Raw genomic sequence first — 17,143 nt, 5'->3', positions numbered from 1 at the left:
GCACGGACAAGGGGAGAGCTGTGCCCGCTTCACGTCTGAGCCGCACGCCACTGCCGGGGATCGGCTTCCGGTACGACCTGACCACCCGCGACCAACGCCAGGTGTCGGTCGTCGCGCACCGGGACGGCGGGCGCACCCTGAGCGCCTACCGGACCGACGACCCGGACGCCTGCGACCTGTCGCTGAAGCTGACGTCCGGTGAGGCGGCCGCGCTGATCGACGCGCTGATGCCGTCCCACCACAGCCCGAACCTGCTGCACACCACCGATCTGGGCCTCGTCGCCGAGCGCATCGAGATCGGCGCGACCTCGCACTGGAACGGGCGCCTGCTCGGCGAGACGCAGCTGCGTACAGAGACCGGCGCCTCGATCGTGGCCGTGCTGCGGCGCGCCGAAGCGATCCCGTCGCCCACCCCCGACTTCCGGCTCTCCGGCGGGGACACCGTGATCGCCATCGGCACCCGCGAGGGCGTGGAAGCGGCGGCGACGATACTCGGAAGGGAGTGATCGGATGCACTCCGCGGTGTTCCTCATCGAATTCGGGGCGATCATCCTCGCGCTCGGCCTCCTGGGCAGATTCGCCGGGCGGTTCCGGTTCTCACCCATCCCCCTCTACCTCCTCGCGGGCCTCGCGTTCGGCGAGGGCGGGCTGCTCCCGCTCGGCGCGAGCGAGGAGTTCGTGGCGATCGGCGCCGAGATCGGCGTCATCCTGCTGCTGCTGATGCTCGGCCTGGAATACACGGCCAGCGATCTCGTCAGCAACCTCAAGACGCAGTACCCGGCGGGCCTCGTCGACTGCGCGTTCAACGCACTGCCCGGCGCCGCGGCCGCGCTGCTCATGGGCTGGGGCCCGGTGGCGGCCGTCGTCCTCGCCGGTGTCACCTGGATCTCGTCATCGGGTGTGATCGCCAAGGTGCTCGGCGACCTCGGCCGGGTCGGCAACCGGGAGACACCGGTGATCCTCAGCATCCTCGTCCTCGAGGACCTGGCGATGGCGGTCTATCTGCCGATCATCACGGCGCTGCTCGCCGGTGTCGGCTGGGCGGCGGGCGGTGTCACCCTGGCCATCGCGCTCGGGGCCGCCGGCCTCGTCCTGTTCCTCGCCGTGCGGTACGGGCGGCACATCTCCCGGTTCGTCTCCAGCGACGACCCGGAGAAGCTGCTCCTGGTGGTGCTCGGCCTGACGATCCTGGTCGCCGGGATCGCGCAGCAGCTCCAGGTGTCGGCGGCGGTCGGCGCGTTCCTCGTCGGCATCGCCCTGTCCGGTGAGGTCGCCGAGGGCGCCCACTCGCTGCTGCTGCCGCTGCGCGACCTGTTCGCCGCCGTGTTCTTCGTCTTCTTCGGCCTGCACACCGACCCCGCGAGCATTCCGCCGGTCCTGCTTCCGGCGCTCGCTCTCGCGGTCGTCACGGCCTGCACGAAGATCGCCACCGGCTACTGGGCGGCGCGGCGGGCGAAGATCTCCGTCAAGGGCCGCTGGCGTGCCGGCGGCGCTCTCGTGGCGCGCGGCGAGTTCTCCATCGTCATCGCGGGCCTGGCGGTCACGGCCGGGATCGAGCCCAGGCTCGGTCCGCTGGCGACCGCGTACGTCCTGATCCTCGTCATCGTCGGACCGCTGACGGCGCGCTTCACCGAGCCCGTCGCCGTGCGCGTGTCGCGGTGGCGGCGGCGCGGCGACGCACCGGCCGCGGCGGTCACCGCGGGCGCGGGGAGCGTGCCCGCGCCGCGGGACGCCCAGGATCCGGTCGGTCCCGAGGCGGAGGCGCAGTCCGGGCGGGCCTCGAACTCCTCGTCCTGATCCGGCCACCCGCCCGGTCGTCGGCCGTCCGGAGGGCCGCACGGAGAGCGCCGTTCCCATGTGGCGCGCCGACACTGGTCCCATGGCGTACAAGAAGCAGAGCGCGGGCCTGCTCCTGTTCCGGCGCACGGCCGCCGGTACCGAGGTGCTGCTCGGACACATGGGCGGCCCGTTCTGGGAGCGGCGCAAGGCCGGGGCGTGGACCGTGCCGAAGGGCGAGTACGAGGACGACGAGGAGCCGTGGGCGGCGGCGCGCAGGGAGTTCCAGGAGGAACTGGGGCTTGCCCCGCCCGACGGCACGCCCCTGCCGCTCGGCGACATCGTGCAGTCCGGCGGCAAGCACGTCACCGTGTGGGCCGTGGAAGGTGACCTCGACCTGGACGGATTCGTGCCCGGCACGTTCACGATGGAGTGGCCGAAGGGCTCGGGGCGCATGGCCGAGTTCTCCGAGCTGGACCGCGTGGCCTGGCTCGGGCTCGACGCGGCGCGTCCCCTTGTGGTGCAGGCGCAGACCGTCTTCCTCGACCGGCTCGCCGAGCACGTCTGACGGCCGTACCACCGGGTACACGGTCCGTCCGCGTTGCGCGGCTCGACGTGGCGCGGCAAGGTCGAAGCACCGCGCAGAGGAGGTCACCCCATGCCCATCGCGACGGTCAACCCCGCGAACGGCGAGACGCTCAAGACGTACGACGCCCTGACCGACGAGGAGATCGAGCACCGGCTCCTTCTCGCCGCCGGCACGTTCCGCACGTACCGCACCACCACGTTCTTCGAACGGGCCCGGCTGCTCCAGGCCGCCGCGGACCTGCTCGACGCGGACCGTGACGACATCGCGCGCGTCATGACCACCGAGATGGGCAAGCCCGTCGTGGCGGCCCGCGCGGAGGCCGCGAAGTGCGCGAAGGCGATGCGCTGGTACGCGGAGCACGCGCAGGAGCTCCTCACCGACGAGCACCCCTCGGCCAAAGATATAGAGGACTCCGGAGCGGTCAGCGCCCATGTCCGCTACCGGCCGCTGGGCGTCGTCCTCGCCGTCATGCCGTGGAACTTCCCGCTGTGGCAGGTCGTACGGTTCGCCGCGCCCGCCCTGATGGCAGGAAACGTGGGACTGCTCAAGCACGCGTCGAACGTGCCGCAGACCGCGCTCTACCTCCAGGACCTGTTCCGCAGGGCCGGGTTCCCCGACGGGTGTTTCCAGACGCTGCTCATCGGCTCGCGCGCGGTCGAGGGCGTACTGCGCGACGAGCGGGTCGTGGCGGCGACGCTGACCGGGAGCGAGCCGGCGGGACGTTCCGTCGCCTCGATCGCGAGCGACGAGGTCAAGAAGACAGTCCTTGAGCTGGGCGGCAGCGACCCGTTCGTCGTTATGCCGTCGGCCGACGTGGCGAAGGCCGCGAAGGTCGCTGTGACCGCGCGGGCGCAGAACAACGGGCAGTCGTGCATCGCGGCGAAGCGGTTCATCGTGCACACGGACGTGTACGACGAGTTCGCCGAGCTGTTCGTCTCCGGGATGCGGGACCTGCGGGTGGGCGATCCGATGGACGAGAACACCGACGTCGGGCCGCTCGCCAGCGAGCAGGGCCGCGCCGACCTGGAAGCACTCGTGGACGACGCCGTGGAGTGCGGCGCGACGGTGCTGTGCGGCGGCCGGCGCCCCGAGGCGTACGCGAAGAGCGGCTGGTACTACGAGCCGACGGTCGTCACCGACATCACACATGACATGCGCATCCACCGCGAGGAGACCTTCGGCCCGGTCGCCACGCTGTACCGCGTCGGCGACCTGGACGAGGCCGTCGCCCTGGCCAACGACACGCCGTTCGGGCTGAGTTCCAACGTGTGGACCCATGACGCGGCGGAGATCGACCGCTTCGCCCGCGACATCGAGGCGGGCGGCGTCTACGTCAACGGAATGACAGCCTCACACCCGGCCTTCCCGTTCGGCGGCGTCAAGCGCTCCGGCTACGGCAGGGAGCTCTCGGCCCACGGAATCCACGAGTTCTGCAACATCACTACGGTGTGGGTCGGGGCCTGAACCGTCCGCGCCGGCCCTTGAGGTCAGGGGTCAGGGGCGGGCCTCTGGCATGACCCGTGGGGCACGCACCATGAACACGTCGATCGGGTCCTCCGATTCGAGGGTGAACCCGTGGCGCTCGTAGAGGCGGCGGGCCGCGCTTCCCTGGATGACGTCCAGGCGTACGGTCTCGCCCGCCGCGTCGGCCCGGTCGAGCAGTGCGCGCAGGACGGCCGTGCCCAGACCCCTGCCCTGCTGTTCCGGGGCGAGGTAGAAGTGCTCGATCCACTGGCCCCCGGACTGCGCCGGGCGCATCGTGACGCTGCCCACGAACGCGCCATCGACCAGGACGACGGAGGTGTACCGCACGGAGAAGGTGTCGCGCAGCCGCTGCCGGACTCGGTGCTCGTCGAAGCGGCCGAGACGCACCAGGTCCGGTCGCATGACCACGGCGCGCAGCTCGGCGATCGGCTCCACGTCGGCGGGCTCGGCAGCCCTCAGCTCCCACCGGACACTGGGCGGCCGGCATGCCTCGGAACCCTCCTGACCAGGCGGTTCCGCGTACTCCGTCGTGCGTATGTCCATCGCCGAAGTATCACAGAGGCCACGTGAGTCCCGGTGCGCCGCCCGGGGGCAACAGCTGAGGTTCGGCCCCCGCACGGGAGCGGACGGGGGCCGAACCGGGCACTACGCGCGCGTGACGGTCAGCCGCGGGCCGCCAGCAGGTGGTCCATGGCCAGCTGGTCGAGGCGCTCGAAGGCCATGCCGCGGGCGGCGGCCGCCTCCACGTCGAAGCCCTCGAAGGCGCTCGCGTCGGCGAGCAGCCCCGACAGGCCGTCGGCGGCGGTGGGCTGCACCAGCTCGTCGAGCCGCGAGGCGCGCAGCGCCTCCTGAACCTCCGGGTCGGCCCGGAACGCGGCCGCCCGCTCGCGCAGGATCAGGTAGTTGCGCATGCAGCCCTCGGCCGACGCCCACACGCCGTCGTAGTCCTCGGTGCGCGGCGGCTTGAAGTCGAAGTGCCGCGGCCCCTCGTACCCGGCGGTCTCCAGCAGGTCGACCAGCCAGAACGCCGAGCGCAGGTCGCCCGCGCCGAAGCGGAGGTCCTGGTCGTACTTGATGCCCGTCTGGCCGTTGAGGTCGATGTGGAAGAGCTTGCCCGCCCACAGTGCCTGGGCGATGCCGTGCGAGAAGTTGAGCCCCGCCATCTGCTCGTGGCCCACCTCCGGGTTCACGCCGTACATCTCGGGCCGCTCCAGGCGCTCGATGAAGGCGAGGGCGTGGCCGACAGTGGGCAGGAGGATGTCGCCGCGCGGCTCGTTCGGCTTCGGCTCGATCGCGAACTTCAGGTCGTAGCCCTGCTCAACGACGTACTCGCCGAGCAGGTCGAACGCCTCCTTCATCCGGTCGAGCGCGGCCCGTACGTCCTTGGCCGCGCCGGATTCGGCTCCCTCGCGGCCGCCCCAGGCCACGTACGTCTTCGCGCCGAGTTCGACGGCGAGATCGATGTTGCGGATGGTCTTGCGCAGGGCGTACCGGCGTACGTCACGGTCGTTCGCGGTGAACGCGCCGTCCTTGAAGACGGGGTGCGTGAAGAGGTTCGTGGTGGCCATCGGGACGATCAGGCCGGTGGCGTCGAGGGCCTGGCGGAAGCGCTTGACGTGGGACTCGCGCTCGGTGTCCGAGGCCCCGAAGGGGATCAGGTCGTCATCGTGGAACGTCACCCCGTAGGCGCCGAGGTCGGCCAGGCGCCGCACGGATTCGGCCGGGTCGAGGGCGGCGCGCGTGGCGTCGCCGAACGGGTCGCGTCCCTGCCAGCCGACCGTCCACAGGCCGAAGCTGAACTTGTCGTCGGGGGTGGGTCGGTACGTCATGTCGCGGCTCCTCGTCAGTCATGCCTATTTCGTCATGGCACTTTACAAATTAGTATGCACACACGTCGCTGGGAAGAGGCATCTCGGGAGAGCATGGGTGAACGCTCTGTCGCACATGTACCTCGGACAGCCACGGAATCGTCTTGTCGGGAACGGGAGAACCAGATGTCATCAGCCGATGGACCACTCGTCGTCGGGGTGGACAGCTCCACGCAGTCCACGAAGGCCCTGGTCGTCGACGCCGCCACGGGCGCGGTCGTGGCCAGCGGCCAGGCGCCGCACACGGTGAGCGCGGGGCAGGGCCGCGAAAGCGACCCCGAGCAGTGGTGGACCGCCCTGTGCGAGGCGCTGCGGCAGTGCGGTGAGGCGGCGCACCGGGCCTCCGCGGTGTCGGTCGGCGGTCAGCAGCACGGCCTCGTCACGCTCGACGCCGCCGGCCGGCCGGTGCGTCCCGCGCTGCTCTGGAACGATGTGCGCTCGGCTCCCCAGGCCCGCCGCCTCATCGACGAGATGGGCGGGCCCAAGGCGTGGGCCGAGCGGGTGGGCAGTGTGCCCGGGGCCTCGTTCACCGTCACCAAGTGGGCATGGCTGGCCGAGCACGAGCCGGACGCCGTACGCGCTACGGCCGCTGTGCGGCTGCCGCACGACTACCTCACACAGCGGCTGACCGGCGACGGCACGACGGACCGGGGCGACGCCTCGGGCACGGGCTGGTGGGCCTCGGCCACGGAGTCGTACGACGACGACATCCTCGCGCGCGTGGGGCTCGATCCGGCGCTGCTCCCCCGGGTCGTGCGCCCCGGAGAGGTGGCCGGTACGGTCCACGGCTCGGGTGAACTGCCCTTCTCCAAGGGGACGCTGGTAGCCGCAGGCACGGGCGACAACGCGGCGGCCGCCCTCGGCCTCGGACTCCGGCCCGGCACCCCGGTCCTCAGCCTCGGCACGTCCGGCACGGTGTACGCGGTGTCGCGGCACCGTCCCGCGGACCCGACCGGCACCGTCGCCGGCTTCGCCGACGCGCGCGGCGACTGGCTGCCGCTCGCGTGCACCCTGAACTGCACGCTGGCCGTCGACCGGGTCGCCGCGCTGCTCGGCCTGGACCGCGAGGCCGTGGAACCCGGCGGCGACATCACGCTGCTGCCGTACCTGGACGGCGAGCGCACCCCCGATCTGCCGAACGCCTCCGGGCTGTTGCACGGACTGCGGCACGACACCACGGGAGGCCAGCTCCTGCAGGCCGCCTACGACGGCGCCGTCCACGCGCTCCTGGGCGCGCTGAACCTCGTCCTCGACGCTGACGCCGACCTGTCCGTGCCGCTGCTGCTCATCGGGGGCGGCGCCCGGGGAACGGCCTGGCAGCAGACCGTGCGACGGCTCTCGGGCCGTGCCGTGCAGGTGCCCGAGGCCCGCGAGCTGGTCGCGCTTGGCGCCGCGGCACAGGCCGCCGGGCTGTTGACCGGGGAGGACCCGGCGGCGGTGGCGCGGCGCTGGGGAACGGCGCAGGGGCCTGTTCTGGATCCTGTGGAGCAGGACGCGGCGGCGCTGGCGCGGATCTCCGGGGTACTCTCCGACGCGGCCCCGCTCCTGGACAGGGGTCCGCGCTGACCACCTTGCCGACCGAGGATCCAGGAAAGCCGACGGCCGCGTGCGCCGGCCCGACCCCATGGGAGCGTCCGGAGGCATGACCGCACCACTGCACGAGCCCCGGCCCGGCACGCCCGACACCCAGCAGGGCATGCGCCGGCGCAACCTCTCGCGGGTCATGCACGCCGTCGCCACGGACGGACCGCTGTCGCGGGCCACGGTCGCCCAGCACATCGGGCTGACCAGGGCCGCGGTTTCGACGCTCGTCGACGAACTGATCCGGTCGGGTCTGATCGAGGAGCTCGGCCCGCAGCGGCCCGGCAGGGTGGGGCGTCCCGGCTCGGCGCTCGTCGTCAGCCGCAGCGGTCCCGCCGGGATCGGGGCCGAGGTCGGTGTCGACCATCTCGCGGTGTGCGCGGTCGATCTGAGCGGCGAGGTACGCGCGCGTGCCGTGCGCCGCGTCGCCAACCGCGGGCGCGCGCCCGGCCCCGTCCTCAAGGAACTGTCCGTGCTGATCCGGGAGGTGACGGCCCGTGCCGAACGGGAGGGGCTGCGCCCGGCGGGCCTCGCGGTCGCGGTGCCGGGCCTGGTCGCGCGCGGCACGCACACGGTGGTCCGGGCGCCCAACCTGGACTGGCACGACACGGACGTCTCCGCGCTGCTGCCGACACCGACCGAGCTACGGTCCGTTCTGCCGCTGAGCGTCGACAACGAGGCGAATTTCGGGGCCCTCGCCGAGCTCTGGCTCGGCGAGGAGACCCCCGCCGACTTCCTGCACGTCTCGGCCGAGATCGGCATCGGCGCGGCGCTCGTCGTCGACAGCAAGCTGCTGCGCGGAACCCGTGGATTCGCGGGCGAGTTGGGGCACGTTCCGGTCCGCCCGGAGGGCCCGGCGTGCCCGTGCGGCGGGCGCGGCTGCCTGGAGCAGTACGCGGGCGAGGAGGCCGTGCTGCGCGCGGCGGGCCTCGGTCCCGGCGAGGACCGGGTGGGCCTGCTCGCCGAGCGCGCCGCGGCAGGGGACACGGGTGCGCGGCGCGCGCTGCGCGGGGCCGGGGCCGCCCTGGGCATCGCGCTGACCGGGGCGGTGAACCTCCTCGACCCTCGGGCGGTCGTGCTCGGCGGGGCGCTGTCGCGGCTCGCGCCATGGCTACTGCCCGCGCTGGAGCGGGAGTTGACGCGCCGAACGGCGACACCGGCCGACGGGGTGACGGTGTCGCGCCTGGGGTCCGACGGCCCTCTGCTGGGCGCGGCGCACTCGGTGGTGCGGGCGGTGCTCGACGATCCGGTGGCGGTGGCCTCGTAGGACGCCGGTGGCCGTGGGACACCCTCGTGCCGCGGCGCGGAAGTGCCAGAGGTTCGGACCTCTGACGTGCGGTTGTTCACCTGGTTCTGTCGAGGAGGCCCCGGCGTTCACGCCAGGGAGGAATCGACTCCTGTGCTCGCGACGCGGAGCGTCGCCGTATCCCGTCGTTTCGCAAAGGGCGCGGAGCGCCCGCGATCGGTTCTGCGGCGCCGGAAAGGCGAACACCCGTCCGGGACGTCACCAGATCGCGCACAAGAATACGAAAGCCGGTTGTGTGTACGGGTGTTGGCTCTAGCGTCGGATGTCATGAAGCTGGTGGTGCAGGTCAAGCTGCTGCCGACGCCCGAGCAGGCGGCGGCTCTGGAAGCGACCCTGCATGCCTGTAACCGGGCCGCCACCCACGTCGCATCCGTGGCGTTCGACACGGGTGTGAAGGACCGCAACGGGCTGCAGAAACTCCTCTACACGCACATCAAGGCGGCTTTTGGGCTGTCGGCGCAGCCCGCGGTGCGGGTGGTGAAGAAGGTCGTCGACGCCTACACCACGCTGACCGCGCAGGCCAGGGCCGGACTCCTCGGGAAGGCCAACTCGAAGCGCTACCGCAGGGCGGTGAGCAGCCCGGTCAGCTTCTGGCCCGGGGCGGCGCAGCCGTTCGATGACCGCTGCCTGTCCTGGCAGCAGGATGCACGCACCGTGTCGATCTGGACGGTCGAGGGCCGGATGAAGGCCCTGCGCTACACCGGCTCCGCCGGTCAGCTGAAGGTCCTGCAGGAGCACCGCAAGGGTGAGTCCGATCTTGTGCAGCGCGGCGGGAAGTGGTTCCTGATCGCCACCTGCGACCTGCCCGAACCCGACGTGAGGGAGCCGGTGGACTGGATCGGTGTCGACCGCGGGATCGTCAACCTCGCCACGACCTCCGACGGCGTCAACTACCAGGGCCGCGGCCTGCGCCGGTACCGGAACTGGTGCGCCCGCAAACGGGCCGAGCTACAGATGAAGCAGACCCGCTCGGCCACCCGCCGCCTGGCCCGGCGATCGACAAGAGAGCAGCGGCATGCCACCCACCTGAACCACCGCATCAGCAAGGAGATCGTGTCGGTCGCGCAACGCACCGGCCGCGGCATCGCCGTCGAGGAACTCGACGGGATCCGGGACCGGGTACGGCTTCGACGCGACCAGCGCGGCACGCTCTCCTCCTGGCCCTTCCACCAGCTCGGTCAGCACCTCGCCTACAAAGCCCGACAGGCCGGGGTGGCTTTCCTCGAGGTGGATCCGGCCTATACCTCGCAGCGCTGCCCGCGCTGCGGCCACACCGGGAAGGCCAACCGGCCCACCCGGGAGCACTTTCGTTGTCGTCGGTGCGGTCTCGCTGGACCCGCCGACGCCGTCGCCGGGGTCAACGTGCGAGATCGCGCACGCTCGGCGTGGGCATTCGTCACCATGCCCGTCCCCGCCGCCCCGGCATAGCCGGAGCCGAAGGGGAGATGCGACCCGTGACCGTCCCGTCGTAGGGGACAGTCGGGAGCGCGACAACGCGTAAACGACTCAGAGCGAACAAGCTCGGTCGCTTACGGCCGAGAAGGTGACAACCGGCGAGTTATCCGCAGGCGCGCCGCGCCCTCTTCCGCCCCAACCGCCAAGGCCCTTAACGTAATTCACGCGGGACGCCACCGCCTCGGCGCGGTGGCGCGGTCACGTGGATCGGGGGATTCAGGTGTCGGGGGTGGGCGTTCAGAACGGAACGGGACTGCGGCGCGGGGCGATCGGGCTGCGTGAGGTCCTGTTCCAGAGCATCACGGCGATGGCGCCGGCGGCTGCGGTCGCCGCGTCGATCCCGGCGGGTACGGCGTTCGCGGGCGGCAGTCTGCCGCTGTCCGTGCTGATCGCGCTGGTGGCCTGCCTGTTCACCGCGTCGTGCGTGGCGGAGCTGGCACGCGAACTGCCCGCGGCCGGCTCCGTATCGACGTACGCCGCGCGCGGCCTCCATCCGAGCGTGGGGTTCCTCGTCGGCTGGGGCTATGTGTTCGTCGAGGCCCTCGTGCCGCCTCTGCTTCTGCTGCAACTGGGCTTCACCACGGCCGGGACGCTGCACAGCGAGTGGTCGTCGTACCCGGCGGATCTGTGGTGGCCGTGGTCGCTCGCCGGAGCCGTGATCATCGCCGTGGCGGGCTACTTCGGAGTGCGCGCGTCGGCCCGCTTCGGGACGGTGCTCGGCGCCTTCGAAGTCGTCGTCTTCCTGGCCTTCGCGATCCTGCTGATCTCGAAGGCGGGCAACGACAACACCCTTTCGGTGTTCGGCACTTCTCACACGGCACCGGGATACGGGGGTCTGAGCGGCGTCTTCGCCGGTTCGGTGTACACGGTGCTGGCGTTCGCCGGGTTCGAGGCGGCGGCGCCCCTCGCCGAGGAGGCCCGCGACCCGCGGCGCACCATGCACCGGGCGGTCCTCGGGGCCGCTCTGGCGATCGGGGTCTTCTACGTACTGACGACGTACGCGATGTCGGTGTACTTCGGGCCCGGCAGGTTCGCGACGTTCGGAGCGGAGGGCGCCGCGTCGTGGGAGGGCGTGGCCCGCGCCTCGTTCGGCCTCTTCTGGGTCCTGGTGTTCCTGGCGGTGGTGAACTCGACGATCGCGAACGCCAACGCGTGCGCCAACGTCTCGACACGCACGGCGTTCGCCCTCGGACGGATCGGCGTCTTCCCTAGCGGCTTCGCGGGTCTGCACCCGGTGCGCCGCTCCCCCGTCACCGGCGTCGCCGTCCAGTTCGTCGTCGCGGTCGCGGCGATGCTCGGGCTCGGTTTCGCCTACGACCCGGTGACGGCGTTCCTGCTCCTGGCGACGGTGATCGTCACGGTCATCATCGGTGTGTACATCGTGGCGAACCTCGCCTGTTCCGGGTACTTCCTGCGCCGCGGTCGCTCCGCGCTGCGCCCGGTGCGCCATCTCGTTCTCCCGCTCCTCGGCATCGTCGCCTTCGTGCCCGCGCTGCTGACGGCCGCGGGCCTGCCGGTCTTCGACTTCGTGTCGGAGCTGACGGCGCCGGTTTCCTACGCGGGCCCGGTCGTCGCCGTGTGGATGCTCGCGGGGGTCGTGGTGCTCGCAGTGCTCCTGCGGCGCCATCCGGAACGTATAGCGCAGACCGGACGCGTCCATCTCGACGACGACGCACCGGACGGAGAACCGGACCCGGGCCCTGACGCACCCACCTCACAGAGCGGAGCAGCACAGCGATGAACGACCCCAGGATCCTGACCGTGCGGCCCGAACCGGGCGAGTACTCCTACACGTTCGGCGGCGCGCCGCCCGTCGCCCGGATCGCGCCGGGCACGGTCCTGGACCTGTACACGGAGGACTGTTTCGACGGGCGGGTGCGGTCCGAGAAGGACCTGGTGTCGCAGGTGTGCGAGTTCCCGTTCCTCAATCCGCAGACCGGGCCCTTCCACATCGAGGGCGCCGAACCCGGCGACACGGTCGCGGTGCACTTCGTCTCCGTCGAGCCGGCCCGCGACTGGGCGGCGTCCACGACAGTCCCGCTCTTCGGCGCCCTCACGTCCACCCACACCACCGCCACGCTCCAGCCGCCGCTGCCCGAGGTCGTATGGATGTGGCACCTCGACCGGGAACGACGCACCGCCCGGTTCACCGCGCACGACAGCGACCTCCAGGTCGAGCTGCCGATGGACCCGATGCACGGAACGGTCGGCGTGGCACCGGCGAACCTCGAGGTCCGCTCGGCCCTCGTCCCGGACGCGCACGGCGGCAACATGGACTCGCCGGAAATGCGGGCGGGCGTCACCTGCTACCTCGGGGTGAACGTCGAGGGCGCGCTGCTCAGCCTCGGCGACGGGCACGCGCGGCAGGGCGAGGGCGAGACGTGCGGTGTCGCCGTCGAGTGCGCCATGCGGACCGTCGTGATCGTCGAGCTCCTCAAGGGCGTCGCCACGCCGTGGCCGCGCATCGAGTCGGACACGCACATCATCTCGACCGGGTCGGCGCGGCCCCTCGAGGACGCGTTCCGGATATCCCAACTCGACCTGGTGCGCTGGCTGGAGCGCGACTACGGCTTCAGTGAGCTGGACGCCTACCAGTTCGCCTCGCAGACCGTCGAGTCGCCGCTCGCCAACGTCTGCGACACGAACTACACGTGCGTGGCGAAGCTCCGCAAGGAGTGGCTGCCGGCGCGGGAGACGCATCGCGGGCTGCACGCGCACTTGAGGGACGTCGCCGCGATGCTCCCCCGCCCGGACCACCGCACCTTCTGACGACCCACCGTTCGCTGTTCGCAGACAGAACCCTGCCCCACCGTCCCCACCAGAGAGGCAGACCAGTCATGGACCGAAGGCCACTTCCGAGCCGGCGCCGGTTACTGCAGGCCGGCGCGCTCGCCGCCGTGCCCGCAGCACTGCTCCCCGCCGCCCGCGCCTCCGCCGGGGCGCAGGCCGTCGACTATCCGGGCGCCGAGTCCGTCCCTGCCAGCACCTCCAACTACACGGCGTCCAGCCGCCCCACCAGCTATCCCCTGAACTACGTGATCATTCACGTGACCCAGGAGACGTACGCCGACGCCCTGGCCATCTTCCAGAACCCGGCCAAGAAGGTCTCCGCGCACTACGCGGTCCGCTCGTCCGACGGCCACATCGCCCAGTGCGTCCGCGAGCGCAACATCGCCTGGCACGCGGGGAATTGGGACTACAACACCCGAAGCATCGGCATCGAGCACGAAGGCTGGGTCGACCAGCCGGAGTACTTCACCGACGCGCTCTACCAGTCGTCGGCCGATCTGACCGCCGCGATCTGCGCCAAGTACGGCATACCCAGGGACCGCCAGCACATCCTCGGGCACTACGAGGTCCCCGGCACGGACCACACCGACCCGGGCCCGTACTGGCACTGGTCCCGCTACATCAGGATGGTCAACTTCGCCTGAGCAGTGGCCAGGAGCGCAGCGGGGTCGGCCTGCCCGGCGCGCACGCGCTGTGACGCATCCGTGCGGATCAGTGTCGGGACGCTTGTCCGTATGCGTCCCCGGCGCGACGATGTCCCCACAGCGATGCACCGCCGCATCGCCCGCCGGGGAGGCCGACTTGACCGATCCATGGGTGGCCCTGGAGCCGGGCACCGATCCGTCCGAGCGGGTACGGGTCCTGCGCCGCGCGCACGAGACGTTCACCGCCGCGGGGACCGTGTCCCGCCCGGTGCGCTCCGTGGTGGCCGATTCCTGGCGGCGCTCCGCCGGAGCACACGTCAGCCCGGACGCCTCGGCGTCGGTGGAGCTGAACGACGGCGACCTCGGGGCGTACCGCGCCGAGCATCCGCTGGCCCGGGTCATGCCGCTGTTCCGTGAACTCATGGGTACGTTCGCCCAGGACGGCGAGCATCTGCTCGCCGTGTGTGACGCGCACGGCAGGCTCCTGTGGGTCGAGGGCGACAGGATGACGCGGCAGCGGGCGGGGAAGATGAACTTCGTGCCGGGCGCGCGCTGGTCGGAGACGGCGATGGGGACGAACGCGCCGGGCACGGCCGTGGCGGTCGACCGGCCCGTCCAGGTGTTCGCCGCCGAGCACTTCATCCGGCGCGTCCAGCCGTGGACCTGCGCGGCGGCCCCCGTGCACGATCCGCGTTCGGGGCGGCTGCTCGGCGCCGTCGACATCACGGGCGGGGACGGGCTTGCTCATCCGCACAGCCTGGCGTTCGTGCAGGCGGTGGCCCGTGCGGCGGAGTCCCAGCTGGCGCTGCTCGCGCCGCCGCCTTCGGACGCGGACAGCCTCCGGCTCACCGCGCTCGGCCGGAACGAGGCGCTCCTCATCACGAGCGGCGGACGCAAGATCCGCCTCAGCCGCCGGCACAGCGAGATCCTCGTCCTGCTGGCCCGCCACCCGGAGGGCCTGACCGGCGACGAGCTGCTGTGCGCCCTGTACGAGGACGAGTCGGTCACACCTGTGACGCTGCGGGCCGAACTGGCGCGCCTGCGCCGGGTTCTCGGCCCGGACATCCTCGGCTCGCGCCCCTACCGCCTGGCGGCGCCCGTCGAGTCCGACTTCGGGACGGTCGAGCGGCGCCTGGGGACGGGCGCGGTGACGGCGGCCGCCGCCGCGTTCGGCGGACCGCTGCTGCCCGGCTCACAGGCCCCTGCCGTCGTTCGTATACGGCGCAGGCTCACCGACGAGATACGGGCCGCGCTCATCGCGCGGGGCGACCCCGACCTGCTGGCGGACTGGGCGCACGCACCGTGGGGCGAGGAGGACCTCGACGTGTGGCGGGCGCTGGCCTCGGTGCGTCCCGCGCCGCCCGTCCTTGCCCGCCTCAGGGAACTCGACGCGGACCAGGCCGCGCCCCGCCCCCCGACGTCGTACGCAACGTATCTGCAACGTCCGCGCGCCTAGCCTCCGTGCGAAAGCTGCCCAACGGCGGGCGGCTCGCACGGGAGGCCAGCCAAGATGACCCTTTACGCAGCGCCCGGTACCAACGGCTCAGTCGTCTCCTACCAGGCCCGCTACGACCACTTCATCGGCGGCGAGTACGTGCCGCCGGCCCTCGGCCAGTACTTCGAGAACCCGAGCCCGGTCAACGGGAAGCCGTTCACGGAGATCGCCAGGGGCACCGAGGCGGACGTCGAGCGCGCCCTCGACGCGGCGCACGCCGCCGCGCCCGCCTGGGGCCGTACGTCGCCCACCGCCCGCGCCGACATCCTCCTCAAGATCGCCGACCGGATGGAGGCGAATCTGGAGAAGCTGGCGGTCGCCGAGAGCTGGGAGAACGGCAAGCCGGTCCGCGAGACGCTCGCCGCCGACATCCCGCTCGCCATCGACCACTTCCGCTACTTCGCAGGCGCCCTGCGCGCCCAGGAGGGCTCGCTCAGCGAGATCGACGACGACACGATCGCGTACCACTTCCACGAGCCGCTCGGCGTGGTGGCGCAGATCATTCCGTGGAACTTCCCGATCCTGATGGCCACTTGGAAGCTGGCTCCGGCCCTCGCCGCGGGCAACGCGGTGGTCCTCAAGCCCGCAGAGCAGACCCCGGCGTCCATCCACTACTGGCTGAGCCTGGTCGCCGACCTGTTGCCGGCGGGCGTCGTGAACGTCGTCAACGGCTTCGGCGTGGAGGCGGGCAAGCCGCTCGCGTCCAGCGCCCGCGTGGCGAAGGTCGCGTTCACCGGCGAGACGACGACGGGCCGGCTGATCATGCAGTACGCGTCCGAGAACATCAAGCCGGTCACCCTCGAACTCGGCGGCAAGTCGCCGAACATCTTCTTCGACGACGTGTGGGCGAAGGACGACGACTTCCGCGACAAGGCCCTCGAGGGCTTCACCATGTTCGCCCTCAACCAGGGCGAGGTCTGCACGTGTCCCTCCCGGGCGCTGATCCAGCAGGGCCACTACAGCGAGTTCCTCGACGCGGCGATCGCGCGCACGGAGGCCATCAGGCCGGGCAACCCGCTCGACACCGACACGATGATCGGCGCCCAGGCGTCCAACGACCAGCTCCAGAAGATCCTCTCCTACCTGGACATCGGCCAGCAGGAGGGCGCGAAGGTTCTGACGGGCGGTCAGCGCATCGAATACGACGGCGAGTTGGCAGGCGGCTACTACGTCCAGCCCACCATCTTCGAGGGCAACAACCGCATGCGGATCTTCCAGGAGGAGATCTTCGGCCCGGTCGTCTCGGTCGCCCCGTTCGCCGACTACGACGACGCCATCAAAATCGCCAACGACACGCTGTACGGCCTCGGCGCGGGCGTGTGGACCCGCGACATCAACACGGCGTACCGCGCGGGCCGTTCGATCCAGGCGGGCCGTGTCTGGACGAACTGCTACCACGCGTACCCGGCCCACGCCGCCTTCGGCGGCTACAAGCAGTCGGGCATCGGCCGCGAGAACCACAAGATGATGCTGGAGCACTACCAGCAGACCAAGAACCTTCTGGTGTCGTACTCGGCGCAGAAGCTCGGGTTCTTCTAGGGGCACAAGAAAGGGCGCCTGACCTGGGCTTTTGCCCGTCAGGCGCCTTTCGCTCGATCAACTCAGACCTGAGCCTGACTTGCGTGGTAACTCCCAGTCCCTCACAGCAATCCCACTCCTGACCAGCTGTTCCGGACCAGTCGCGGACCAAGACCCCGACTTATTGATCGTTTCAGAATGCCGCCCGGAGTCGTCGGAGGCAGATGATGCTGCAGGCGAGTTCGAGGAGACCTCGGTGGAGGTCGGCGCGTCGCTCGTAGCGGATGCGGTCCTCGGCGAGGACCTGGACGATGCCGACGAGCAGGACCTCCTTGTCACGGTAATGGGCGTAGAAAGTGGCCCGGCCGACGTCACCGCGTCCGTGTCGCCGAACTCCTGACGGTGTTTTCTTCGCACGCATCGGACGGCCCGCGGACGCTGACATCGACATGCTCGCCCGGCTGATCATCGCCCTCCACGAAGGCGCGATGATGCAGACCCTCATCGAAGCGGAGCAACTGCCACCGGGGGAGCCGCAGCGCCGGTACCCGCCGGCGATCCTGCACGCCGACGACTGACGCCGGAGCTGTCAGTGACCGTTCTCCGAGGCGGCGTCACCGGGAGCACGGGCCGCAG

16 protein-coding genes are annotated in these 17,143 nt (G+C 71.2%); 13 read left to right on the top strand and 3 right to left on the bottom strand.

Translation table 11 applies throughout. The annotated features are described in order from the left end of the window. The first annotated feature begins 20 nt into the window (after positions 1-20). The 4 genes from ACY0PA_RS39595 (at position 21) to ACY0PA_RS39580 (ending at position 3,829) form a co-directional block, all read left to right on the top strand. Positions 21-506 carry a cation:proton antiporter regulatory subunit gene (locus ACY0PA_RS39595; protein WP_473082175.1) on the top strand — a complete coding sequence of 162 codons (486 nt, stop codon included), beginning with the start codon at positions 21-23 and terminating at the stop codon, positions 504-506. Positions 507-510: 4 nt separating this feature from the next. Continuing rightward, complete coding sequence (locus ACY0PA_RS39590) at positions 511-1,797, top strand: cation:proton antiporter (RefSeq protein ID WP_473082174.1); 1,287 nt, start codon at positions 511-513, stop codon at positions 1,795-1,797. 82 nt (positions 1,798-1,879) lie between these two features. Continuing rightward, positions 1,880-2,344, top strand: coding sequence for an NUDIX hydrolase (locus tag ACY0PA_RS39585; RefSeq protein WP_473082173.1), 465 nt, complete (start codon positions 1,880-1,882; stop codon positions 2,342-2,344). A 90-nt stretch (positions 2,345-2,434) separates the two neighbouring features. Then, complete coding sequence (locus ACY0PA_RS39580; RefSeq protein WP_473082172.1) at positions 2,435-3,829, top strand: NADP-dependent succinic semialdehyde dehydrogenase; 1,395 nt, start codon at positions 2,435-2,437, stop codon at positions 3,827-3,829. A gap of 30 nt (positions 3,830-3,859) precedes the next feature. Here the strand turns inward: ACY0PA_RS39580 and ACY0PA_RS39575 are convergent, their stop codons facing one another. After that, complete coding sequence (locus tag ACY0PA_RS39575; protein WP_473086577.1) at positions 3,860-4,309, bottom strand: GNAT family N-acetyltransferase; 450 nt, start codon at positions 4,307-4,309, stop codon at positions 3,860-3,862. A 203-nt stretch (positions 4,310-4,512) separates the two neighbouring features. Continuing rightward, positions 4,513-5,679 carry a xylose isomerase gene (xylA, locus tag ACY0PA_RS39570; RefSeq protein WP_473082171.1) on the bottom strand — a complete coding sequence of 389 codons (1,167 nt, stop codon included), beginning with the start codon at positions 5,677-5,679 and terminating at the stop codon, positions 4,513-4,515. 165 nt (positions 5,680-5,844) lie between these two features. On the opposite strand from xylA, the gene xylB reads away from it, so the two are divergent. The 8 genes from xylB to exaC all read left to right on the top strand — a co-directional run bounded on the left by xylB (position 5,845) and on the right by exaC (position 16,528). Further along, complete coding sequence (xylB, locus tag ACY0PA_RS39565) at positions 5,845-7,284, top strand: xylulokinase (protein ID WP_473082170.1); 1,440 nt, start codon at positions 5,845-5,847, stop codon at positions 7,282-7,284. A 76-nt stretch (positions 7,285-7,360) separates the two neighbouring features. Next, complete coding sequence (locus tag ACY0PA_RS39560; RefSeq protein WP_473082169.1) at positions 7,361-8,566, top strand: ROK family protein; 1,206 nt, start codon at positions 7,361-7,363, stop codon at positions 8,564-8,566. Positions 8,567-8,872: 306 nt separating this feature from the next. After that, positions 8,873-10,033, top strand: coding sequence for an RNA-guided endonuclease InsQ/TnpB family protein (locus ACY0PA_RS39555; protein ID WP_473082168.1), 1,161 nt, complete (start codon positions 8,873-8,875; stop codon positions 10,031-10,033). A 256-nt stretch (positions 10,034-10,289) separates the two neighbouring features. Continuing rightward, positions 10,290-11,801, top strand: a complete 1,512-nt coding sequence (locus tag ACY0PA_RS39550; RefSeq protein WP_473082167.1) for an APC family permease — start codon at positions 10,290-10,292, stop codon at positions 11,799-11,801. Then, positions 11,798-12,829 carry an acetamidase/formamidase family protein gene (locus ACY0PA_RS39545; protein ID WP_473082166.1) on the top strand — a complete coding sequence of 344 codons (1,032 nt, stop codon included), beginning with the start codon at positions 11,798-11,800 and terminating at the stop codon, positions 12,827-12,829. The genes ACY0PA_RS39550 and ACY0PA_RS39545 overlap by 4 nt, the downstream gene beginning before the upstream one ends. Before the next feature lie 68 nt (positions 12,830-12,897). Continuing rightward, the gene (locus tag ACY0PA_RS39540) at positions 12,898-13,494 is read left to right on the top strand and encodes an N-acetylmuramoyl-L-alanine amidase (RefSeq protein ID WP_473082165.1); all 597 of its coding nucleotides are present in this window, start codon (positions 12,898-12,900) and stop codon (positions 13,492-13,494) included. Between the two features lie 157 nt (positions 13,495-13,651). Beyond that, complete coding sequence (locus tag ACY0PA_RS39535; RefSeq protein ID WP_473082164.1) at positions 13,652-14,950, top strand: GAF domain-containing protein; 1,299 nt, start codon at positions 13,652-13,654, stop codon at positions 14,948-14,950. 54 nt (positions 14,951-15,004) lie between these two features. Then, on the top strand, positions 15,005-16,528 hold the full coding sequence (gene exaC, locus ACY0PA_RS39530) for an acetaldehyde dehydrogenase ExaC (protein ID WP_473082163.1): 1,524 nt from the start codon (positions 15,005-15,007) through the stop codon (positions 16,526-16,528). 172 nt (positions 16,529-16,700) lie between these two features. Here exaC and ACY0PA_RS39525 read toward each other — a convergent pair whose 3' ends face one another. Continuing rightward, on the bottom strand, positions 16,701-16,958 hold the full coding sequence (locus ACY0PA_RS39525; protein WP_473082162.1) for a hypothetical protein: 258 nt from the start codon (positions 16,956-16,958) through the stop codon (positions 16,701-16,703). Here ACY0PA_RS39525 and ACY0PA_RS39520 point away from each other — a divergent pair. Beyond that, positions 16,957-17,085 carry a hypothetical protein gene (locus ACY0PA_RS39520; protein ID WP_473082161.1) on the top strand — a complete coding sequence of 43 codons (129 nt, stop codon included), beginning with the start codon at positions 16,957-16,959 and terminating at the stop codon, positions 17,083-17,085. The two genes, ACY0PA_RS39525 and ACY0PA_RS39520, sit on opposite strands and share 2 nt — an antisense overlap. Positions 17,086-17,143 lie beyond the last annotated feature (58 nt).

It is taken from the genome of Streptomyces sp. DS1-CR2 (assembly GCF_055760475.1).
The sequence above is the reverse complement of the archived record's forward strand: the minus strand, read 5'-3'. Positions and strand labels throughout refer to the sequence as shown.